This is a genomic window from Phytoactinopolyspora halophila (assembly GCF_003287285.1).
In the GTDB taxonomy this organism is placed as follows: domain Bacteria; phylum Actinomycetota; class Actinomycetes; order Jiangellales; family Jiangellaceae; genus Phytoactinopolyspora_A; species Phytoactinopolyspora_A halophila.
Genome location: NZ_QMIG01000002.1, coordinates 222,042 through 244,140, shown reverse-complemented (window position 1 = coordinate 244,140; position 22,099 = coordinate 222,042). Strand labels below are relative to the sequence as shown.

Annotated in this window: 19 protein-coding genes; 9 read left to right on the top strand and 10 right to left on the bottom strand. The window is 65.8% G+C overall.

Translation table 11 applies throughout. From position 1 onward, the window contains the following. The first annotated feature begins 9 nt into the window (after positions 1-9). Complete coding sequence (locus DPM12_RS03670) at positions 10-2,334, top strand: glycoside hydrolase family 6 protein (protein WP_112256907.1); 2,325 nt, start codon at positions 10-12, stop codon at positions 2,332-2,334. A 166-nt stretch (positions 2,335-2,500) separates the two neighbouring features. Continuing rightward, positions 2,501-3,301, top strand: a complete 801-nt coding sequence (locus DPM12_RS03665; protein WP_112257133.1) for a class I SAM-dependent methyltransferase — start codon at positions 2,501-2,503, stop codon at positions 3,299-3,301. A gap of 63 nt (positions 3,302-3,364) precedes the next feature. On the opposite strand, the gene DPM12_RS03660 is transcribed toward DPM12_RS03665, so the two are convergent. The 4 genes from DPM12_RS03660 to DPM12_RS03645 all read right to left on the bottom strand — a co-directional run bounded on the left by DPM12_RS03660 (position 3,365) and on the right by DPM12_RS03645 (position 7,996). After that, positions 3,365-4,573, bottom strand: coding sequence for a Na/Pi symporter (locus DPM12_RS03660; protein ID WP_112256906.1), 1,209 nt, complete (start codon positions 4,571-4,573; stop codon positions 3,365-3,367). A 159-nt stretch (positions 4,574-4,732) separates the two neighbouring features. Beyond that, positions 4,733-5,911, bottom strand: a complete 1,179-nt coding sequence (locus DPM12_RS03655) for an MFS transporter (protein ID WP_112256905.1) — start codon at positions 5,909-5,911, stop codon at positions 4,733-4,735. Positions 5,912-5,929: 18 nt separating this feature from the next. After that, positions 5,930-6,748: an IclR family transcriptional regulator gene (locus tag DPM12_RS03650; RefSeq protein WP_112256904.1), complete on the bottom strand. Its 819-nt coding sequence runs from the start codon at positions 6,746-6,748 to the stop codon at positions 5,930-5,932. A 36-nt stretch (positions 6,749-6,784) separates the two neighbouring features. Next, positions 6,785-7,996, bottom strand: a complete 1,212-nt coding sequence (locus tag DPM12_RS03645; protein WP_112256903.1) for a DUF1015 family protein — start codon at positions 7,994-7,996, stop codon at positions 6,785-6,787. Positions 7,997-8,103: 107 nt separating this feature from the next. Between DPM12_RS03645 and DPM12_RS03640 the strand changes: the two genes are divergently transcribed. After that, the gene (locus DPM12_RS03640; RefSeq protein WP_112256902.1) at positions 8,104-8,463 is read left to right on the top strand and encodes a VOC family protein; all 360 of its coding nucleotides are present in this window, start codon (positions 8,104-8,106) and stop codon (positions 8,461-8,463) included. A gap of 143 nt (positions 8,464-8,606) precedes the next feature. Here the strand turns inward: DPM12_RS03640 and DPM12_RS03635 are convergent, their stop codons facing one another. Genes DPM12_RS03635 through DPM12_RS03625 form a run of 3 tightly spaced genes read right to left on the bottom strand, consistent with a single transcriptional unit; the run spans position 8,607 to position 11,344 of the window. Then, entirely contained in the window at positions 8,607-9,581 is a 975-nt protein-coding gene (locus DPM12_RS03635; protein WP_112256901.1) for a helix-turn-helix transcriptional regulator, read from the bottom strand. Beyond that, positions 9,578-10,555: a helix-turn-helix transcriptional regulator gene (locus tag DPM12_RS03630; protein WP_112256900.1), complete on the bottom strand. Its 978-nt coding sequence runs from the start codon at positions 10,553-10,555 to the stop codon at positions 9,578-9,580. Before DPM12_RS03630 ends, DPM12_RS03635 begins: the two co-directional genes overlap by 4 nt. 60 nt (positions 10,556-10,615) lie before the next feature. Beyond that, positions 10,616-11,344 carry an Rnase Y domain-containing protein gene (locus DPM12_RS03625; RefSeq protein ID WP_112256899.1) on the bottom strand — a complete coding sequence of 243 codons (729 nt, stop codon included), beginning with the start codon at positions 11,342-11,344 and terminating at the stop codon, positions 10,616-10,618. Between the two features lie 378 nt (positions 11,345-11,722). Here DPM12_RS03625 and DPM12_RS03620 point away from each other — a divergent pair, with 378 nt between their 5' ends. Next, a complete protein-coding gene (locus DPM12_RS03620) occupies positions 11,723-12,712 on the top strand; it encodes a Gfo/Idh/MocA family protein (RefSeq protein WP_112256898.1) in 990 nt (329 codons plus the stop codon). An 18-nt stretch (positions 12,713-12,730) separates the two neighbouring features. On the opposite strand, the gene DPM12_RS03615 is transcribed toward DPM12_RS03620, so the two are convergent. Next, a complete protein-coding gene (locus tag DPM12_RS03615) occupies positions 12,731-13,153 on the bottom strand; it encodes an OsmC family protein (RefSeq protein WP_112256897.1) in 423 nt (140 codons plus the stop codon). A gap of 34 nt (positions 13,154-13,187) precedes the next feature. Next, positions 13,188-14,138 (bottom strand): hypothetical protein, encoded by a 951-nt coding sequence (locus DPM12_RS03610; RefSeq protein ID WP_123788321.1) that lies wholly within the window; start codon positions 14,136-14,138, stop codon positions 13,188-13,190. Between the two features lie 214 nt (positions 14,139-14,352). Here DPM12_RS03610 and DPM12_RS03605 point away from each other — a divergent pair, with 214 nt between their 5' ends. The 5 genes from DPM12_RS03605 to pucL are packed head-to-tail and all read left to right on the top strand — an operon-like array spanning position 14,353 to position 18,971. After that, positions 14,353-15,816 (top strand): NAD-dependent succinate-semialdehyde dehydrogenase, encoded by a 1,464-nt coding sequence (locus DPM12_RS03605; protein WP_112256895.1) that lies wholly within the window; start codon positions 14,353-14,355, stop codon positions 15,814-15,816. Further along, a complete protein-coding gene (gene allB / locus DPM12_RS03600) occupies positions 15,813-17,141 on the top strand; it encodes an allantoinase AllB (RefSeq protein ID WP_211658347.1) in 1,329 nt (442 codons plus the stop codon). Before DPM12_RS03605 ends, allB begins: the two co-directional genes overlap by 4 nt. 10 nt (positions 17,142-17,151) lie before the next feature. After that, entirely contained in the window at positions 17,152-17,697 is a 546-nt protein-coding gene (gene uraD, locus DPM12_RS03595) for a 2-oxo-4-hydroxy-4-carboxy-5-ureidoimidazoline decarboxylase (protein WP_112257131.1), read from the top strand. A 9-nt stretch (positions 17,698-17,706) separates the two neighbouring features. After that, entirely contained in the window at positions 17,707-18,033 is a 327-nt protein-coding gene (uraH, locus tag DPM12_RS03590) for a hydroxyisourate hydrolase (protein ID WP_164465267.1), read from the top strand. A gap of 2 nt (positions 18,034-18,035) precedes the next feature. Next, on the top strand, positions 18,036-18,971 hold the full coding sequence (pucL, locus tag DPM12_RS03585; RefSeq protein ID WP_112256894.1) for a factor-independent urate hydroxylase: 936 nt from the start codon (positions 18,036-18,038) through the stop codon (positions 18,969-18,971). A gap of 1,053 nt (positions 18,972-20,024) precedes the next feature. On the opposite strand, the gene DPM12_RS03580 is transcribed toward pucL, so the two are convergent. Next, entirely contained in the window at positions 20,025-22,031 is a 2,007-nt protein-coding gene (locus tag DPM12_RS03580; protein ID WP_164465268.1) for a family 10 glycosylhydrolase, read from the bottom strand. Positions 22,032-22,099 lie beyond the last annotated feature (68 nt).

Genomic DNA, 22,099 nt, shown 5'->3' with positions numbered 1-22,099 from the left:
GGAGAGGAGATGACAGTGGATCCTGTTCCACGTCGGTCACGATGGCGGCGAGGCGTCGCCGGTGGCGCGGCCATCCTGCTCGCGGCCGGAGGGCTTGCCGCCGTCACGAGCGTGCCGGCGCACGCACAGACGGCCTGTGAGGTCGACTTCCAGGTCAACGAGTGGGGTGATGATCAAGCCGGTTTCACTGGTTCGGTCACCATTTCCAACGTCGGTGACCCGATCGACGGGTGGACGCTGGAATTCGCGCTGCCGGGAAACGCCTCCCTCGGCCAGGGATGGAACGCGGATTGGTCGCAGGACGGCCAGGACGTCACCGCGAGCAACCTGAGCTGGAACTCCGGCATCGATGCCGGCGGCGAGGTGTCGATCGGGTTCAACGGGACCGGCTACGCGGGTGCTCCCGAGGAGTTCACCCTGAACGGCGTCGTGTGCGACGGCGAACCCGGGGAGGATCCGCCGCCGGACGTCGAGCTGACCAGTCCCGCGGCGGGCCAGGAGTTCGAGGTGGGCACGTCGGTGGAGCTGGCCGCCGAGGCGACGTCACCGGCCGGCATCGCCGATGTCGAGTTCTACGTTGACGGTGAAGCCGTGGGCAGTGACGACACGGAGCCCTACACGGTGACCGTAGATGACCTGGCGATCGGTGCCCATGAAGCCACGGCCGTCGCCGTCGACGCCGGCGACCCCCAGCAGTCGACGGAGTCGGAGCCGGTCTCGTTCTCGGTCGTGGAGGAAGCTGATCCGGCGATCCTGGCCAGTCCCAGCTCGCTTTCCCTGATCGAGGGGAATTCCGGCGACGTGACGTTCACCCTGAACGAGGCGCCCGGCAGCGAGGTCACCGTCGAACTCACGACGTCGGGTGGCGTCACGGCCGACACGGACGCATTCGTCCTGGACGACGACACGTTCGACAGCGGTGCCCAGGTGAGCGTCACCGGCGTCGCGGCCGGTTCCGGCAGCGTGACCGCGAGCGCTCCGGGTTACGACGATGTCGAGGTATCGGTGACCGTGACGGAGGGCGGCGATCCCGGTGAGCGGGTGGCCAACCCCTATGAGGGCGCGGACGTCTACGTCAACGAGGTCTGGGGCCAGCAGGTACTCGACCAGGCAGCGCAGACGGATGATCCGGAGCTGGCGAGTGCCATGGAAGAGGTCGCGACCTACCCCACCGCCGTGTGGATGGATCGGCGAGGCGCGATCACCGACGGGATCGGCCTCGAAGGCCACCTGGACGAGGCGCTCGCACAGCAGCAAGCCAGCGGCGGGGAGATGGTCTTCCAGGTCGTGATCTATAACCTCCCGAACCGTGACTGTGCCGCGGATGCGTCCAACGGTGAGCTGCTCATCAGCGAGAACGGGTTCGAAATCTATCGAGAGGAGTACATCGACGTCATCACGGACATCCTCAGCCGGCCCGAATACGCGTCGTTGCGGATCGTGGCGGTCATCGAGGTGGACTCGCTGCCGAACCTGGTGACCAACCTGGACGAGGAGGCGTGCCAGGAGGCTGACGGAGAGGGTGGCTACCGCGATGGCATCCGGTACGCGCTCAACGAGTTCGCGGACATCGACAACGTCTACAGCTACCTCGACATCGCCCACTCCGGGTGGCTCGGCTGGGATGACAACTTCAACGATGCTGTGAACCTCTACATGGACATGCTGACCAGCGAGCAGTACTACGGCCCGGCACCGGGGCTGGACAGCATCAACGGGTTCATCACCAACTCCGCCAACTACACACCAACCGAAGAACCGTTCCTTCCGGACTCGGATCTGGTGCCACCCGGTGGGGGCAACCCGGTCCGTTCGGCGGACTTCTACGAGTGGAACCCGCACTTCGACGAGCTGTCGTTCACGCAGGCTCTGCATGACTCGTTCAGCCAGGAAGGGCTGGACGACTTCGGCATGCTGATCGACACGAGCCGCAACGGCTGGGGCGGACCCGACCGGCCCACGGAGGTCAGCGACGCCGAAGACGTCAACACGTACGTCGACGAGAGCCGTATCGACCGGCGTCCACATCGTGGCGGCTGGTGCAACCAGGACGGAGCCGGCATTGGTGAGCGTCCGCAGACATCTCCGGAGGACGGCATCCATGCCTACGTGTGGGTGAAGCCTCCCGGTGAGTCGGACGGTGTCTCGGATCCGGACTTCGAGCCGGACCCGGATGATCCGAACAAGCAGCACGATGCGATGTGTGATCCGGAAGGGGAGAACAGTTACGACCCGTCGCAGCCGACGAACGCGCTGCCGAACGCGCCGCATGCCGGGCGGTGGTTCCCCGAGCAGTTCGAGATGCTGGTGGAGAACGCCTATCCGGCATTCTGACCAGGGCGTTCGTGTTCGATTAGCGTTCTGACGGACCAGCCGGCCTCCCTCGTAGGGGGCCGGCTGGTTCTTTTTCGTTGCCGGGCTCCCCTACAAACTCGCGTCGAACTCAGGCATACTCGTGACCAATACTTAATATTTTCGTTATTCGAGGGTGCTGAGTGTGATGACCGTCGATGATCAACATAGGGACTTCTGGGAACGCCGCCTGGCCGACGATTGGACCGAGAGCGGCGTGGGGTACAAGGCTCTGGGCAGACCGTTCAACCGGTGGATGTATCGCGTGCGGCGCAATGTCTTCACGCGGGAGACGAGTGCGCTCGGGCTGGATGCTTCGAGCAGGGTGCTGGACATCGGATCCGGCACCGGCTTCTACGTCGACGGATGGCAGCGGCTCGGAATGAGCGACGTGGTAGGAAGCGACCTGACCGAGGCTGCCGTCGAGCAGTTGCGCGCACGCTACCCTGACGCCCGGTTCGTGCGCCTGGACATCACCGAGGACATCGGGCCGCTGGAGCCCGCGTCGTTCGACGTCGCCTCGTGCATGGACGTGTTGTTCCATATCGTCGATGACGAGCGCTACAAGGCCGCGATCGATAACATCGGCCGCGTCGTGCGTCCCGGCGGGCGATTCGTCCTCTCGGAGAACTTCTTGCATCGGCGCGCGGACTACACCGAGCATCAGGTCAGCCGGACGATCGAGTGGGTGACGTCCGTGTTGCGGGTCGCCGGTTTCGAGATCGAGCGGCGAGTTCCGATGCTGATCTTGATGAACGCGCAGGTCGATGCGCCTGCGCCGTGGCGGAAGGCGTGGGGTGGTGCGCTGCGTGCCGCGACGCTGACGCCGCCGACGGGCTGGCTCGCGGGAGCCGCACTGTATCCCATCGAGCGGCAACTCGTGCGCCGGTTCCGTGAGAGCCCGACGACGGAGATGATGATCTGCCGCCGCCTTCCCCACGTGCGCTGATCATGAACACTAGCCGACCTCATGGGCCGGCTAGTGTTCATGATCAGCGGAGGTGTGTGGGGGTTAGAGGAGGGCCGAGGCGAGGATGAGGAGGGCGGGGACCGCGAGGAACGTAACAACTACCCAGGCGATGGCGTAGGTCTTGTTCTTCAGTGCCAGTGCCGCAAGCCATTCGGCACCGCGAATCGGGACGTTGCGCAGCAGCGGCAAGGCAAAGATGACCACCATGGCGAAGATGTTGAACAGCAGGTGAACCAGGGCGATCTCGAGGGCATGGACCGCCAGGGGCCCGGTCGCGGCGGTCGATGCGAGCAGCGCGGTCATGGTCGTGCCGAGGTTGGCACCGATGGTGAACGGGTAGATCTGGCGCAGGCTCAGCGCTCCGGAGCCGGCCAGCGGGATCATGAGGCACGTGCTGGTGGTCGACGACTGCACCAGCACGGTCGCTGTCGCTCCGGAGACCATGCCGCTTACCGGACCGCGCCCGATGGCCGTGTTGAGCACCCGCTGCGCCCGGCCCACGAGAAGCTTCTTGAGCAGCTTGCCGAGGTACCTGATCGCCATGAAGATCATCGTCGTGCCGATCAGGACCATGCCGATACCGGCGGCAGCCGAGGGCAAGAAGCTCATCATGCCGGTGGCGGTTTCTTTGATCGGCGATGTGGCCATTCCGATCAGGTTCGCGTCGTCCACCGAGTAGTCGCCGCTCCCGGAGAGGGGTTCGGCCAGAGGCACCGCTACGCGCTCCAGGAAGCCGAACATGATCTCGAGTGGCAGGAAGATCGCCACGGCGAGGAGATTGAAGAAATCGTGCACGGTCGCGGCAGAGAAGGCCCGCTTGAACTCTTCCTTCTCCCGCACGAATCCCAAGCTGACCAGGGTGTTGGTCACGGTGGTGCCGATGTTCGCACCCATGACCATCGGCACGGCCACGCTGACCGGAAGTCCTCCCGCGACGAGTCCGACGATGATCGAGGTCACCGTCGACGAGGACTGGATCAACGCGGTGGCGATGATGCCCACCACGAGTCCGATGAACGGATTGGTCGCGAACTGGAACAGCTCCTCGGCCTGATCTCCGGTAGCGGTCCGGAAGCCGGAACTGATCACACTGACCGCCGAGATCAACAGGTAGATCAGTGCGACGACGAGGAACCATCGGGTGAAGCGCTCGGTCCGCGTCGGGCCGATCGAGGCAGCGGGGGAGACGGCCGTGCGAGTGACGTCGGGAACGTCACTGATGCTCTCGCGGAAAGCGGCGATGTTCGCCATGTGCCGATCCGGTCCTTCGTCGACAGCGGTACGGAATGTGACTATCCACTTCAAGGAAGCCCGATGAGAGTGAACGATCGATGAACTGAACCGGAACGCCGTGCATACATCGAGCAGCGGATCGTCGTAATATCCCGAATCGCCTGGTGACGAGCATACCTATGCGACGGGCTGGCTTGTGGCCGCCCGGACACCGAGCACGCCGCACGCGACGGAGAGCGCGATCAACACGTAGATGGGCAGGGTCCAACCGTCGGCGAGCGCGGAGAGCGCACCGATGACGAGCGGGCCGGACGCGGCGACGGCATACCCGAGGGTCTGGACCATCGCGGAGACCCCTCGGGCCGCCTGCGAGCTGGTGGATCGCAGCGCGATGAGGCTGATTCCGAGGGCGAGGCATCCGCCCTGTGTCAGGCCACCGAGCGTGCACCATAGTGGCCAGAGATCAGGGGCATGCAGCAGGCCGGCGAAGAGCGCGATCCACATGGCAGCGAGCACCACGACCAAGGCGTATCTGATCCGCGAGCGTGCCGCGAGCACGGGTACGGTGACGGCTCCGGCGATGCCCAAGAGCTGGTAGGTGGACATCGCGGTACCCGCGGTGGTCGCGTCGAATCCGGCGTCATCTTGGAGGATGGTCGGCAACCACGCGGTGGTCGCGTAGAAGAGGAGAGCCTGCAATCCGAAGAACAGCCCGAGCTCCCACGCGGTGAGCCGGCTCCACACCGGCAGAGCGGGTGATTCGAGGGGCAGTGACTTCCCGGCGGCGGGCGCGGCGTCTCTCGTGGCGGCGATCCACAGGACGAGCGCCGGCACGGTCAGGGCGGCCCACAGCGCGAGTGCCGCGCGCCAGCCCACGGCCGACGCCAACGGAGCTGTCAGGGCTGCTGGAATGGTGGCGCTGACGATCAGCGACGTCGTGGAGGCGGACAGCATCGGTCCGGGCCGTTCGGGGAAGTCCCGGCGGACCACGACAGGCACGAGGACATTGCCGAGCGCGATGGCGGCACCGATGAGCAGCGTGGTGACGAGCATCAGGCCGAATCCGGCCCAGGGCCGCAGGGCCACGGCTATGATCAGCACCACCAGGCTCAGGGTGATGGCGGCATCGACGCCGGTCCTCTTCGTCACGGCGGCGACGAGCGGGGACACGAGTGCGAAACACAGCACCGGCAAGGTGGTGAGGAGGCCGGCCGAGGCGGCTGATACGTCCAGCTCACTCTGGATGTCGGTCAGGATGGGAGACACCGCGGTGATAGGGCCACGCAGGCTCATGCCGACGGCGATCACCGCCGCGATGGGCAGGAGGGACCGAGATGAGACGTTGTCACGCAACAACGGGGTTAGCCTCGTGGCTCATCGCAGCGCACGGAGATCTGCGCGGATCTGTTCGGCTGTGTCGAGCAGTGGTGGCAGGAGGTCACGCACGATGTCCTCCGAGGTTCCCCGGCGCGCTGGCGCGGAGATGTTGACCGCCGCGACCACCGTGCCGTGTGCATCGTGCACGGGGGCGGCGATGGAGCGCAGGCCCTCCTCGAGTTCCTGGTCGACCAGCGCCCATCCCTGTTCGCGGACGTCGTTCACGATCGAGCGAAGCTCTTGCGGGTCCGTGACGGTGTATGGCGTGAGCGCCTTGAGCTTCGTCGACGCGAGGAATCCGGAAAGCCACTCGTCGGACTGGGCGGCCAGCAAGACCCTGCCCATGGACGTGGCATGGGCGGGGAAACGCGTACCCAGACTGATCGAGACGGTCATGATGCGCTTGGTCGCGACCCTGGCGATGTAGACGACGTCTCCCCCATCGAGCACCGAGACCGACGCGGACTCGCCGACGCGCGCCGACAGCCGTTCGAGGTGGGGCTGGCTGACCTCGGGCAGGCTCAAGCTCGAGAGATAGGCATATCCGAGATCGAGAACCTTCGGACGCAGCATGAAATGTCTGCCGTCACTGTGCACGTAGCCCAGATCCACCAGCGTGTGCAGGAAGCGCCGGGCGGCGGCCCGGGTGAGCCCGGTGATCCGCGCGACTTCGCTGAGTGTCAGTCGCGGATGGTCGGCATCGAACGCGCGGATCACCGACAGCCCACGCTCCAGGGACTGGACGAAGCCAGCTGGCTTGGACGCGTCGTCGTGTTCAGGGGAGCGTTCGTCGGGTGGAGTGCTCACGATAAGCATCGTGACATGTTCACCCGCGGGGTGCCTGCACGCACTCTAGGCATCCGGGCGTAGCTGGACCAGTACGAGCCCGGCCCGCGCTTTGGGCGTGAACCACGTGCTCTTGCGGGGCATCTTCTGCCGCGCGAGATTCACCTCGACGAAATCCTGCATGGGCACCGGAGGTATCAGAATGGCCAGGTCGGCACGGCCAGCATCCACCTCACCGCGTAACCAGTCCGCCGGGTAGTCTCCCCCGACGTAGATGATGCGCTTGTCGCCCGCGTCGAGGCCCAGTGCGTCGGCGAGCACCACGCGCTCGACCCGTGCGTGGTCGAGGCGTTCGGTCACCGTGGCGTCGGACGGTGTGGGCAACGTCACGGCGTATCCGGAACCCGCGGCATACAGGTGAACCGTTCCGGCGGTGGCCGGCGTATCCGGTGCCTCCTGTAGGGGCGTGACCTCGGCGCCGGCGTGGCGCAGGCGGTCCACGAGCTCCTCGCTCGACATCGCGAGCTCGCGAACCAGGCGGTGATACGGCTGGATCGTCAACGACTGCGGCGTGCTGATGACGGCGAGGAACCGGGCCAGGCCACCGTTCTGGGCCGCCAAGGTTCGGTGGTTGCCGTCGGCGACGAGCAGCTCGCCACCGCCGGCGAGCTCACACAGCCGGCTCGCTGTCGGCCCGGCCGGCAACGGCCAGATCGCGTGGGTGCGGCCGGCATGGTCGACGTCGGTGGCTGCCGGTTCGCCCGCGTCTGCGCAGGCCGCGGCCAGTTCGGCCTCCAGCTCCTCGCCTCGACGCGTCTGCATGAGCAGGACCGGCGAGAGCAGGTGCCCGGTGGTCTCGGCCAGCGCCACGCGCTCCCGGACCTTCTCGATGAAGACGTCCTCGTTGCGGATAACGAGCCCGGGCTCCTCCTCGCTGGTGGAGATCTGGTCGGTGTTCACGAGGCAGAACATTCCGTAGGCAGGCTTTCCACCTGACGGATCGGTGATCCGGTAGAGGACGACAATGTCGTCTGCCGGTGCGTAATCACCGTCGGTCTTGGCCCGCAGCAGGCGCTCGACGGCGTCGGGCAGTGCGTCGGCGAACGCCGTACCGACCGTGTCCGGGGCGCGGTGCGGCATCTCGATCGCCAGCGCGCTCTTGGGATTGGCTTCGATGATCGCGGTGACTTCGGCGTCATCGGCGAACTCGTCGTAATTCTGCGCACCGGTGCCGCCGGTCGTGAGCCAGGCATTCTCGATGGCGTGAACGATCGTCATAGTCGACGACGCTATCGTGTACGTTTCAGCATCGGTCGGCGGAGCGGGTGCGAAAGCCCGCGCGGGCATTCTTGCCCGGCTCGCGGCGACCGTCTAGTCTCTCGTGCGTGGACGGTATCGCACGCTTCAGCCTCGTCGCCCTCGACTGCCCGGACCCGCAGGCGTTGGCCTCCTTCTACAGCGCGGTGACCGGATGGAGAATCGACGACGACGACGGCGACTGGGTCCAGCTGCGCAGCGATTCCGGGGCCACCATCGCCTTCCAGCAGGCGCCGGAGCACCAGCCTCCGGTCTGGCCCAGCGTCGAGCATCCCCAGCAGGCTCATCTGGATTTCGACGTGGACGATCTCGACACGGCCGAGGAACAGGTGCTGGCGCTCGGTGCGCGGAAGGCGGAGTTCCAGCCGGGAGAGAACTTCCGGGTCTACCTCGATCCGGCGGGGCATCCCTTCTGTTTCGTAGCCTGACAGGCCGCCGAACTGGGCGCGTCTGCTTCGAGCATAGCCAGCCCCACCGACATGGCAGTCCGAGTGTTAGCTCCGTGATCCGGCTGTCAGCGAGGCGGCAACCACGCGGGCCAACGAGCCGGTCCGACCGCTGTATACATTCCTCAGACCGGCTGCCGGTGATGCCGGAGTAGGCTGCGCGCTAGCGACGTGCCCACGTCCCTGAGCTCGGTCGGGTTATACACGAACGCGCTGGGCCCGGCGACGATAAGAACCAACCCGAGCCGGTGCTCCACCGGTGGCAACAGGTGTGCGCGTATCCGGATCTCGTCGTCGTCCTCGTGGATCACCTCGGCAGCCTCGGCGTAGCGCTCGACGACCCATCGCGCCTGCTGGGAGAGGATGATGTCGACGGCGTGGAGCTGGCGATTCGCGGCGATGCGTTCGTCGGCGTCGATGGGACGAACGAACGTCTCGTCGAGTACGTCGATCGTCCGGACACCGGAGAGCAAGAACGTGCCCGTGTGCTGGTCGCCGACGCCCGCGTCGAGTTCCCAGCCACGCCGGGTCTTGGTCAACCGATAGGGCTCGACGACGTGTTCGCGTACTCCCGGTTCCCACGCCCGGGCGTAGGTGATCCGGATGCGCCGACGTTCTCGCAGGGCCTGGCCAATCGTGGCGGCGAGCTCCGCGAGCCACTCGCTGCGCCGGGAGCCGATGCCCTGCAGCGCGGAGCCCATGAGCGCCTCGAGGGCGCCCTCCAGGGCGGCGTTGTCCGGTTCCAGCGCCAAGAGGTCCTGTCCGGCCCGGTAGATCCGGGCGAGATCGGTGACGCTGACGTAGTCGGCGCCGACCTCACGGGTCTGGCCGGGAGCGGCGGAGACGTGAGTGGCTGTCGCGGGATCGGCATCGTTGCCCTCGCCGTCGTGGAACTCGATACGAAGCTGGCGGGCCGGATTGACCCATGGCGGGAGCTCGGCGACGTAGTAGGCCAGCAGTTCTTCGCGGAGTGTCTCGGTGTCGACCTCGAGCCGCGACGCCAGCTGATGTAGCGGCAGACCATTGGCGTGCATGGACAGCGTGTTCAGGGTGCGGGTCACCCGCTCGAATCGCCGAACATAGGCTGGCGTCGACATCATGACCGGCTCCTTGCGATTGTCACGATGTTCGGGTTGACCTGGTCGAACTGTTCCAGCTCGGCGATGATCTCGGCGCGGACGTTGGACGGTGCCAAGACGCGAGCGCGCTCGCCGAGCTCGTACAGCCGGGCCCGGAACGCGGCACGATGCGTGACGGGAATGACGAGGCGGACGACCTCGCCGTCCACGGCCTTGCTGGTAGGAGCGCCCAGCATCATCTTCACGTGTGGCTCGTGCTCGACGCTCGTCTCGACGATGACGTCCGTCGGCTCGTCGATTTTCCAGGTGAGGGGGTTGAGTTCGTCATACGGGGAATCGTCGGAGACCGTCGCGGTGTCCGGCTCGTCGACCGTGACCCTCGACATTCGGCCGGTGACAAACCGCTTCGTCGTCGTGTCGCCGTCCTCGGAGCCGACGAGATACCAGCCTGACGCGCCCGGATGGATCAGATAGGGGTGCACGATGCGACGGCGACGTTTGTATACGAACCGGAGGAGGCATCGGTTCTCCACCGCATAGGCGGCCTTGTCCAGGGCGTCGTGTCCCGAGCGATGGGGATCGTGTGCGTGGATTGCGGAGGTCTCGACCCGGCTCGGGGCATTTGTGAGGTTCTGGGAGTCGATGATGTCGTCGCCCAGCTTCTCTCCGAAGTCGGTAGCACCGGCCACCAGAGCGGCCCGGACAAGCTGCACCTGGTGCTCGGAAGCGAGCTCGACACGCAGCCGGGTATCTCGTGCGTGCAGGCGATAACGCCCCTCCTTGCCGTGATCTCCGACGTTGCGGATATCCCATCCGATCGCCCGAAGCGCGTTGAGATCGCGGTTGAGCTGACGTATCGCCTCGCTCGCCGAGCCGTAGCGGGCGATTCCGACGAGTTCTGCGGAGTCGAGTCCGTGCGGCTCGGCATCGTCCAGAGCGAGCAAGATCCGGGTCAGCCGTTCGAGCGGTCCGACTTGGTCACGCCCACCTGGCATACGCTACCCCCTCACGACAGCGTGCCATGGTGAACTATATCGAAGTTCCCGCCGGGCAGGTCAGTCGACGCGCGTCCACTCGCCGCACCTGCTGGTCTCGAATGCCACGTCTGTTGAGGCGATGGTCACGACGGTAGGCCCGCGTACGCTGCCGTTGGTGATGAGTTCGTCGAACTCACCACTGGTTCCGGAAAGCCGAGCCCAATAGCAGCGCCCACTCTCGGTGTTTCCCCGATATCTACCTGGCTGAACGTCCTCTCCGACCAGGTAGATGCCGTTACCGGGAATCGTGTTCTCCTCGATCTCCAGCTCGGCAGCGGTGATCTCCTCTTCGCGTCGGTCGAGCTCTTCGGCACGTTCATCGAGTTGCTCGGAGCGTTCGTCCAATTCCGTGGACCGCTCGTCCAATTTGGATTCGAGCTCGTCGAGTTCCGCGCTTCGCTCGTCCACCGTTTCGACTTTCTCGCGGAATTCGGCCAGCTCCTCGGCCGCCTGATCGAGTTCTGCGGTGCGGTCGTCGAGTTCGGATTCGCGTTCGGCGAATTCTTGCTGAGCGGCGGCGTATTCCTCAGTTTCGGTGTAATCGGGTTCGATCAGTGTTCCGATGCCGAGCCCGGAGCCGACGCCTACCACCGCGGCAGCTGCCACTGTCGCTGGCCATGCCCAGCGCTTTCCTGGTGGTCTGCTCCCATCCTGCGGCTCCTCTGGCTCGGCCGGGTCGAATTCGGCCAGCGGAGGTGAAGGAGGTGGCGGGGGATCCTTCCGGCCACCCGACTCCTCGTCGGCCATGTGCCCCCCTCGATCCGGTTCATATTCGGTTCACCGCCGACGGTGAATGATGTCTGGCGACACTAGAGGGCACCCCGGACACAACGGAAGGGTACGCTACCCGCGCTCGCCACGCCGTTTTCCAACCGTGCTCACTTCGTAATCAGCCATGGTTCGATATCCCGGTCGGCTCATCGGCACCGCCGTGCCCGGGTGCGGGGTGGGAAGCCGAGTCATGGCTGCCGCTTCCGGGCGGGGCGATGATCCGTGCGGGCCATCCCGACCGACCGCTGGTAGCACGTGATATGAGTGGCATTCGTCTCCAACGGCGATCAGAAACGGTAACGTCGCAGACGGTCTTGTAAGGCTGACGATGTCGCCAAACGACATGGAGGAAGGATGAGCGATCCCGTCCGTTGGGGTGTACTAGGTTGCGCCGCGATCGCGTTGAACAAAGTGATTCCTGCCATGCAGGAGGCCGAGAACTGCGAGGTTCTGGCCATCGCGTCCCGCGACGGCGATCGCGCGGCCGAGGCGGCGGCGAAGCTGGGGATCAGCCGCAGTTACGGCTCCTACGAAGCGCTTCTCGCCGATCCGGAGATCGAGGCCGTCTACATCCCCCTTCCGAACAACTTGCACAAGGAATGGACCCTGCATGCGGCCCATGCGGGCAAGCACGTCCTGTGCGAGAAGCCACTGGCGATGAGTTCGGCCGAGGCTGCCACGATGCTCGTGGGCTGCGAGCAAGCGGGCGTGGCGCTGATGGAGGCGTTCATGTATCGCCTGCATCCGTCCTGGGTGCGTGCCCGGGAGCTGGTCGCCGAAGGGCGAATCGGGGAGCTGCGTGCCATCGAGGCGGTCTTCGCCTACAACAACACCGATCCCCAGAACATCCGCAACATCGCCGAGCTGGGCGGTGGGGCACTGATGGATATCGGGTGCTACCCGATCAACGTGGCCCGGATGATGTTCGACGCCGAACCGAGTGACGTTCACGCGAGCATCCGCCGCCATCCCGACTTCGGCACCGACGTGTTGACCTCGGCGATCCTGGACTTCGACGGCCGGCATGCCACGCTGACGTGTTCCACGCAGCTCGAGCCCGATCAGCGTGTTCACCTGCTGGGTACGGAAGGCCGGTTGCTGGTCGAGATCCCGTTCAACATCCCGCCGGATCAGCCCACCCGGATCCTGCACACTGCTGGTGGCACGCCGCCGACGGCGCCGCGTACGGAGGTCATCGAGGTGCCGGCGGCGAACCAGTACCGGATCCAGGGCGAGCTGTTCTCTCGCGCGATACGGGACGGCTCACCGGTGCCGACGCCGCCCGACGACGCGCTTGCCAACATGTCCGTCATCGAGCGCATCTTCGCGATCGGTGATCGTTGAGGCTCGCGGTGCTGGCCGTCACTCCGTGCGGACGTTCACCGGTGACGGCAGCTCCACGGTCCGGCTGACCGTGCAGAGGCGATCGTGTGATCTGGTGACGGCGTCGGGGAGTACGTCACGTGCGGCGTCGCCGTCCGGCCCGTCCGGGAAGCGGACCCGGAAGACGAGTTCGAGGTTTTCCATCCTGTTGCCCGCGTCGTCGCGGATCTTGTCCCCGCTGACCTCCATCTCGAATGACTCCGGCTCCGAGCGCCGGCTGGTCAGGATGTCGACGTCGATTCCCGAGCAGGCGCCGATTGCGGTCATGAGCAGTTCTACCGGCGTGAACTCGCCGTCGCGGCCCTCGCCGACGGTGAGTTCGCCGCCGCGAGCGTTGGTGGCGACGAACTGCTTGGCCGCCGTGCGGTGGATGGAAACTGATCTACGTGTGTCTTGTGCCATGCAGCTACCCTGGCACACCTGGTGATGGGATCCCTCATGTCGGCGCCTCCTGGTCGTCCCTAGAGGCCGTCTGGTCGGGCTCGTCCCCGGAGCTGGTTCGGACGTCGTCGCCGGCCTGCACGATGCTCAGGCTGGCCGCGATGCTCAAGCATCCCGTCGCGCCGATGGCGAGCGCGGCGCCGAGGAAGGCCATCATCTGGTCGGCGTACCTGCCACCGATGGGCAGGTCTCCCCGGTACCACTGGGCGATCAGCACGACGGAGCCGAACGCCGCGATCGTTCCGATGAGCACGAGTACCACGGTGCCGATCGCGGTGGTGTCGCGGTCCGGCATCGACGAACGCGGTGCCGCGCCATAGCGGCGTCGGCGGGCAACGCAGATCGTGGCGGTCGCGAACCCGGCCCAGGCGGCAGTGACGAGAAGGGCCGTGACGAACGGGGACGGTCGCTGCCCGTAGAGCGCGATCTGCGCGGCGGTCAGCGGTGTCACGACGATGGCGGCGACGACGGCGACGAGCGGCCGGTATCGGGGCTGAACCGCGATGATGAGCGCCACTCCGGCGCAGGCGAACAGCGTGGTGAGCATGTCCACGGACGCGTCGGACGGATACACCGGTACCGAATGTGGCCGAAAGACGCTGGACGCCAGCGCGTTCATCATGAACGTGGTCGCGCTCGCGCCGGCGACGAGTATCGCGATCTGTGCGGCGCCGATCCAGTGACGCCGGCGGAAGACGAGGAGTGCCGCGGAGATGGACAATCCAGCCAGGGCGATTCCGCGCAGGGTCGACAGCGTGTCGCGCAGGTCATTCCACGCGCCGGTGCGCCGGGCTGACTCAAGCCCTTCGAAAGTCATCCAGTCGAGCTGCTGGCCATCCCATGTGCGCAGTACAAACAACCACGTGGTGAGCGCGAGAGCCATGGCGGCTCCGGCAACGCTGAGGCTGGCAAGCAGAGCAGGTCGTCTGGAGGCCGGAGCGAGCACGGGTCAAAGTGTACGGGGCGGGTCATATCGACGCGAGTGCCACAGGATCGGTATGGATGGTGGCCCGAATACCGAAAGGCCGGCTTGGGTACTGCTCGTGGGGCACGATCACGACGCTGCGCTAGCGTGACAGCAGTAACGTCCTGTGGCGCATGCCCGTTCGAGAACGGCGAGCAGGACGTGACCGACGTCGGCGAGCCAAAGGAGTGTGTGCGTGTCCGAGCGCGAACAAGCAGTGGTCAGCAACGTTTCTACCGGGTTGTTCATCGGTGGCAAGTGGAGGGAGTCGGCGTCGGGTGCACGGTTCGATGTCGAGGACCCGGCGACGGAGAAGACCCTGACGAGCGTCGCCGATGCGACCCCCGACGATGGTGACGCGGCACTCGCGGCCGCGGTTGGCGCGCAAGCGTCCTGGGCGGCCACACCGCCGCGTACGCGGGGAGAGATACTCCGGGGCGCCTACGAGACCATCATGGCCCGAATCGACGATCTCGCCCTGCTGATGACCCTGGAGATGGGGAAGTCACTGCAGGAGTCCCGTGCCGAGATCACCTATGCTGCGGACTTCTTCCGATGGTTCGCCGAGGAAGCGGTGCGGATCTCCGGGAGGTACTCGACGTCGCCCGCAGGTGGTAGCCGCGTGCTGACCATGCAGCAGCCGGTCGGGCCCTGCCTGTTCATCACTCCGTGGAACTTCCCGATGGCCATGGGGACTCGCAAGATCGGTCCGGCCGTGGCGGCCGGCTGCACTATGGTGGTGAAGCCAGCTGCGGAGACACCGCTGTCGATGCTCGCCCTCGCGTCGATCCTGGCCGAGGCGGGGCTGCCCGATGGCGTGCTCAACGTCGTGCCGACGACGTCCGCCCGTGGCGTCTCCGAGCCGCTGATCCGCGACCCGCGGCTGCGCAAGCTCTCGTTCACCGGCTCGACACAGGTGGGACGCATGCTCATCGAGCAGTCCGCCGAGCAGGTGCTGCGCACCTCCATGGAGCTCGGCGGGAACGCGCCGTTCCTCGTGTTCGAGGACGCCGATCTCGACGCCGCCGTCGACGGCGCGGTGCTGGCGAAGATGCGCAACGTCGGTGAAGCCTGCACGGCCGCCAACCGATTCCACGTACACGAGTCGATCGCCGACGACTTCACCGAGCGGCTCGCCGCGCGGCTGTCGCGCCTGCGCGTGGGCCGCGGCACCGAGGAGGGCGTTGACGTCGGGCCCCTCATCAATGCCCAGCAGCGAGAAACGGTCGAATCGCTCGTGTCCGACGCGGTCGAGCGCGGCGGACATGTGGCCACGGGCGGCTCCCGCACCGGAGATTCTGGCTATTTCTTCGAGCCGACCGTGCTCGGCAACGTGCCCCGGGATGCGCGCATCCTGACCGAAGAGGTCTTCGGGCCGGTAGCGCCGATCGCCACGTTCGGTTCCGACGACGACGCCCTGGTGCAGGCCAACAACACCGAGTACGGCTTGGTGAGCTACGTGTACACCCGGGATCTGCAGCGTGCGCTGCGGGTCTGTGAAGGGCTGGAAACCGGTATGGTCGGGCTGAACGCGGGGATCGTCTCGAACGTTGCCGCACCATTCGGCGGGGTGAAAGCCAGCGGGATCGGGCGTGAGGGAGGCTTCGAGGGGATCGAAGAATTCCTCGAGACCAAGTACGTCTCCGTCGCCCTTCCGTGAGCCCTCCACACTCGGTCGATCTGGCGGTGCGGGCGTGGCGAGCCGTCGTCGACGGACAGGTCCGGCCCGCGACGGTCCTGGTTCGAAACGGCGTGATCACCGCGATCGAACCGTACGAGTCCGACGGATCCCACAGGGCGGAGGCTGAGGCGCGCGTCGTCACCGAGACCGGGCCGGACGAGGTGCTGGCCCCTGGCCTGGTCGACACGCACGTGCACGTCAACGAGCCCGGCCGCACGGAGTGGGAGGGTTTCGCCACGGCGACGGCGGCGGCACTCGACGGGGGTGTGACCACGCTCGTGGACATGCCGCTCAACTCGCTGCCTCCGACGCTGACGGTGGACGCGCTGGAGCGGAAACGACAGGCCGCCGCAGGGCGATGCCGCGTCGACGTCGCGTTCTGGGGTGGTGTCACGCCCGCGACCATCGGCGAGCTGCCCGCGTTGTTCGGGGCGGGCGTACCCGGTGTCAAGGGTTTCCTCTCCGACTCCGGCGTCGCCGAGTTCCCGCCGCTGTCGGACGCCGATCTGTCCGCGGCGGCAGCCATGATCGCCGATCTCGATGGGGTGCTGCTCGTACATGCCGAGGATCCCGGGCTGCTCGAACGGGCTGCCCCTCCCGAAGGGCGGAGCTACCAGGCATTCGTCGCCTCACGCCCCGTCGAGGCCGAGGTGTCGGCGATCCGCCGGGTGGTGGACGTCGCGGAGCGGACCGGCTGCCGCGTGCACGTCGTGCATGTCTCATCGGGTGCCGGCGTCGAGGAGATTCGACGCGCCAAGGGCCGAGGCGTTCCCATCTCCGCCGAAACCTGCCCGCATTACCTCGTCTTTGCCGCCGAGACCATCCCGGATGGCGCCCCGGAGTACAAGTGTTGCCCGCCGGTGCGTGGCCGGGACGATCGGGAGCGGCTCTGGGCGGGGCTGCTCGACGGGACGCTCGACATCGTCGTCACCGACCATTCGCCGTCGACACCGGAGTTGAAACACCTGGACACGGGCGATCTCGACGCGGCCTGGGGCGGCATCTCGTCGTTGCAGTTCGGCTTTGCCGCGACCTGGACGGCCGCCGCCGAACGCGGTGTGGACCTTGCCCGTGTCGTCCAGTGGATGTCGACCGGACCGGCCGACCTGGTAGGCATGCCGCGCAAGGGGCGGATCGGTGTCGGCGCCGACGCCGATCTTGTCGCCCTGGCCCCAGACGAAAGGTTCGCCGTCCAGGCGGAACGTATCCGGCACCGGCACCCGCACACGCCATATCTCGGTCACGAGCTGCGCGGTGTCGTGCGGAGACGATGGTTGCGTGGCGTGGAGCCCGATCGGGGGTAGATTCGTGCCGATGCCAGCTGAAGCTGAAGCGTTGCCGGGGGAATCGGGACTCGCGGCCTTCAACGCCATGTCCGACATGGAGGCAGCGACTGCCCTCCGGGACTGTTGCACGTCGACGCGATGGATCGACGTGGTCGCGACCGGGCGGCCATACCGCGAGCGCGACGACCTGTTCGCCACCTCGGACCGGGCGGTGGACCTGCTGGGTCGGGAGGACCTGGACGAGGCGCTGGCGGGCCACCCCCGCATCGGTGACCGACCCGCGTCCGGCACCTGGTCAGCCTCCGAGCAGCGCGGAATGGCGTCGGCGAGTACCGACGTGCAGGAACGGATCGTGGCGGGCAACCGGGCGTACGAGGAGATGTTCGGCCACGTCTACCTGGTGTGCGCGTCCGGCAAGTCCGCGGAGGAGCTACTCTCGATCCTCACGTCCCGCCTCGGCAACGACCCCGAGACCGAGCGCGTCGTCGTGATGGACGAACTGGCAAAGATCAACCGGATCCGCCTGGCCAACCTTCTCGACCAGCTCGATCAGCTCGACGACAGGCAGGGGTGAACGAGGCCGATGACGGCTACCATCAGTACCCACGTGCTCGACGCGGCCGACGGCACACCGGCCGTCGGAATGGCCGTGACCATCGCCGAGCTCGACGGCACGCGCGTCGCCGCGGGTATCACCAACGACGACGGCCGCATTCCGGAATTCGCGGACGTGCGGCTGCAGGCGGGAAACTACCGGATCGTGTTCGACACCGGCGGGTACTTCGAGACCATGGGCCGCCAGGGTTTCTACCCGGAGGTGACGATCACGTTCAGTGTCGCCGCGAGCGAGCACTACCACGTCCCGCTGCTGCTCTCGCCATATGCCTACTCGACCTATCGCGGGAGCTGACCGTGGCGATCGTGCTCGGACCCACCCAGTACGGCAAGGCCGAGAACCGCGTCGTGCGGATCTACCGCGACACGCCCCGGCACGAGATCAAGGACGTGACCGTCTCGACCGCCCTTCGCGGTGACTTCACCGACGCGCACACCGTGGGCGACCAGGCACGCATCGTCCCCACGGATTCGCAGAAGCACGCGTGCTACGCGTTCGCCAAGACACACGGGATCGACCAGATAGAGACGTATGCGCTCGCCCTGGGCCGGCACTTCGTCGCATCGATCGAGCCCGTCGATGCTGCTCGAATCAGCGTCGACGAGCACCGGTGGCAGCGGGTGGAAGACCACGATCACACCTGGGTTCGAGCTGGCGAGGAGACCCGCACCACGGCGGTGACGGTCGAGGTGGGGACGGCCGGAGCCGGCGCTGGCGGATCCGAGGCGGCGGGAATCGAGACCCCTGGCCCGCGTGCGTGGGTGGTGTCCGGATTCAAGGACCTGGCGCTGTTGAAGTCCACCGGGTCGCAGTTCTGGGGCTTCCTCGAAGACGAGTACACGGTACTCGAACCCACCACGGATCGGGTGATGGCGACATCGCTGCAAGCGTGGTGGAGATACGCGACAACCGACGTGGACTACGGCGCGGTCTATGGCAACGTGAAGGCGTTGATGATGCGCACCTATGCCGAGCTGGAATCGCTGGCCCTGCAACAGACGCTCTACGCGATGGGCTCGGCGGTGCTCGAGGCGCACCCCGAGATCGCCGAGGTCCGGCTATCCGCGCCGAACAACCATCACTTGCTGTACGACCTCGACAGGTTCGGGATCGCCAACGCGGGTGAAGTGTTCCATGCCGACGACCGCCCCTACGGGCTGATCCAAGCGGCCGTCACCCGCGACGATGCGCCCCCGCCCGGACCGGCCTGGGACGAGTTTCCGCGCACCTGATCGGCGTGTAGATGGCCTCGCTTGCCAGCGATCAAGCCTGCGTGGTGTAGCGATAATAATTGCGCATGGCAAAACGTGAGATCTGTTTGCGTCATCACAAATCGAGAGCACGAGGCGGCCCGCTCAGAACCGGCACTAACGAGATCTATGGTGGCGGTGTCAGGTACTCGATCCGTTGTCAGGATGTGCGTTCGCGGCCTCGGCTCGACGTGCGGCTAGCACCCGACGATGCAGCAGAAACGGGGCGATAGCCAGGACGCCGGCGATAACCACGGCGCCGATCCATGAATAGGCGATAAACGCTAGTGTGATAAAGATGGCAGCAGCGAGCAGATACCACCATTGACGGTAAAGACCCAGACCATTCGCCTCTTGCTCACGGCGGGCTAAGGCAACTGCAAGGTCCGCTAGTGCTGGGTCGTGGACAGCCCGGCCAGAGTTAACGGCAGAGAGCACCTCTCCCCGCTGAGCACGGGAGAGGCGTCGCAGTCTATCCTCGACCGTAGTGCTACCTGGCCTCCGAGTCATCAGGCACCTCGCTGGACCTTGTGAACATCTCTAGTCGAGATTATCACAAACAATTCCACCTGCTACCAAACGATAATGAATGCGGCGGATGGCTTGCCACCGTGCGCAAATCCCGAAGCTGCTGAGGTGGCATGTAACCACATGTCGACTTCCTTTTCGGGGAGTCCTCGGATTTCGAGCTCGTTTCCTTTTAAATTTTCAAGTCGTTATCTCGCTCTGCTGCATATTGCCACAATGAAGATCGATTGCTAGAATCTAGCGCGCCTGATTCCATCTTCATGCTTTGCCAATTTAGAGAATGTCATTCCCGTTTCTCCCCGCAGCAATATAGAGCATGGTTGAGCGTGCGTGGGTCGCTGGCTGTCGACGCTGACGACGTTCGGATCCCATATGCCAAATAGCTTGACTCGTGCGTACGTAATGCTATCTCGAACGTACGAGAGCACGAGATGTCGAGCGAGTACCTGGAACGGTGGGGAAGCGCCGGGTCGCGGCGCTTCCCCACCACGCTCTGGTGACGTGCGGCTATTGGAGGGTGAGGCGAACGGCGTCGGCGATGACGAGTCCGCTCGTCGCCGTCCACCGGCTCACCCCGACGACGTTGCCGTCACCTCCGGACAACGTGAACGTGCCGAGGTCGACCCACTGCCCGCCGTTCGAGCGCTGATCGACTTCCACCACCTCGTTACCGTTGGTCGTTGCGATCACGTACGGCGTCGCGCTGTTGTAGTCGGCGTTCGAGGGATACCAGACCTCGACCCGGTAGTTCCCGGTGGCGGGAACGTCGGCGCTGAACCACGCAGCGTCGCTGACCGATTCCGGCTCGGCGAAGCGATACTCGTCGCCGTACCGTTCTGATGACCACGACGACGTTCCCCAGTTGTCGCTGGCGGTGAAGCCGCCAGGCGTGGTCGCGTCGATCGTGGTGGACCAGGAGCCGCTACCGGGCTCGACCTCAACCGGATCACTCGGGCTGCTCTCCAGGTGGTTCCGGCTAAGAGCCGTCGCGTAGTACGTGTAGGTCCCATCACCGGCCGACGAGTCAGTGAAGGTCGCCACCGATCCATCCCCTCGCGCCGTACCTACGAGGTGGGTGGCGTCCTCGAAGTCGCAGGGATCGTTCGAGCCCGTGGCGTCGAACCGGTATATGGCGTACGAGGAAGCGTTGCCCTGGATCGTCAGTGAGACGCTGCTGCCCGTGTGCCGCGCATGGCTGATCACCGGCGAGCTGGGAGTACTCCCGCCGAGATGGGGCATCGGCGGAATGATGGCCGGGTGGCCGTAATGGTCGCCGGTCAACCGGCCAATGGCGCCCAGCGGGTCGGAACGCACGTCCTTCGCGCTGAAATAGACGTCGCCCTGTACCTCGGGGTGGTCCCGGTTGAGGTAGAGATGATCACTCAACTCGCCGGAGTCGTTCCACGCCCCGCCGTCACCGATCTTGTACGCGGCCTGTCCGACATACAGGTGGACGTCGGTGCCGCTGACCACGTCGGACCACCAGGGCACGAGGGTGGAGTAGTCGGCGGCCGAGTGCCCGATCTCCCAGTAGATCTGCGGGTTGATGTAGTCCACCCAGCCTTCCTGGACCCATCGGCGCGAGTCGGCGTAGATCGCGTCGTACGACTGTAGCCCGTTGGTGTCCGATCCTGCTGGGTCGGTGGAGCTGTTGCGCCAGATCCCGAACGGGCTGATGCCGAACTTGACGTGTGGCTTCGCCGACGAGATCGCATCGCCCATTCCCTCGACCAGCTGGTTGACGTTGTCGCGGCGCCAGTCGTGGATGTTGCTGAAGCCCGAGCCGTACTGATCGTAGGTGGCTTGGTCGGGAATCGACTCGCCGCTCGAGGGATACGGGTAGAAGTAGTCGTCAAAGTGGACGCCATCGACGTCGTAGCTGGTCACGGCGTCCATCATGGCGTCGATGACGAATTCACGGACGTCGGGGATACCGGGGTTGTAGTAGAGCTGGCCGTTGTATTCGAACGCCCAGCCGGGATTCTGCCGGACCGGATGACTGCTGTGCAGGGCGTTGCGGTTGGTGTGCGTGGCCACCCGGTACGGGTTGAACCACGCGTGGAACTCGATGTCGCGCTCGTGTGCCTCCTCGACCATGAACTCCAGGGGGTCGTAGCCCGGATGTTGTCCCTGGGTGCCGGTCAACCACTGGGACCACGGCTCGTACGAGGATGGCCAGAACGCGTCGGCCGTCGGCCGGACCTGGACGACCACGGCGTTCATGTTGTTGGCCTCGGCGAGATCCAGCCAGGATCGGAACTCGTCCTGCTGCGCCGAGGCGCTGAGGCCGCTGTCGCTTGGCCAGTCGATGTTGTAGACCGAGGAGATCCACATCGCCCGGAACTGGTGCTTCGGGGCGTCGGGATTGGTCGTGCACTGGCTGGACGCGCTCGTGCCGGCGCTGGATGCCGGCGAGGTGCGGTCGGACGTGGCGCCCGCTGATGCAGCGCCGACCATCCCCGCGGTGAGCAATGTCGTGGTTGTCACGGCGAGGGCACTGCGGACTGAACCCATGAGCGATGCCTCCTCGTTCTCAAAAAAGTCCGATATTGGCCGCTGGTTGAAAATCAGTTTCTTAGACG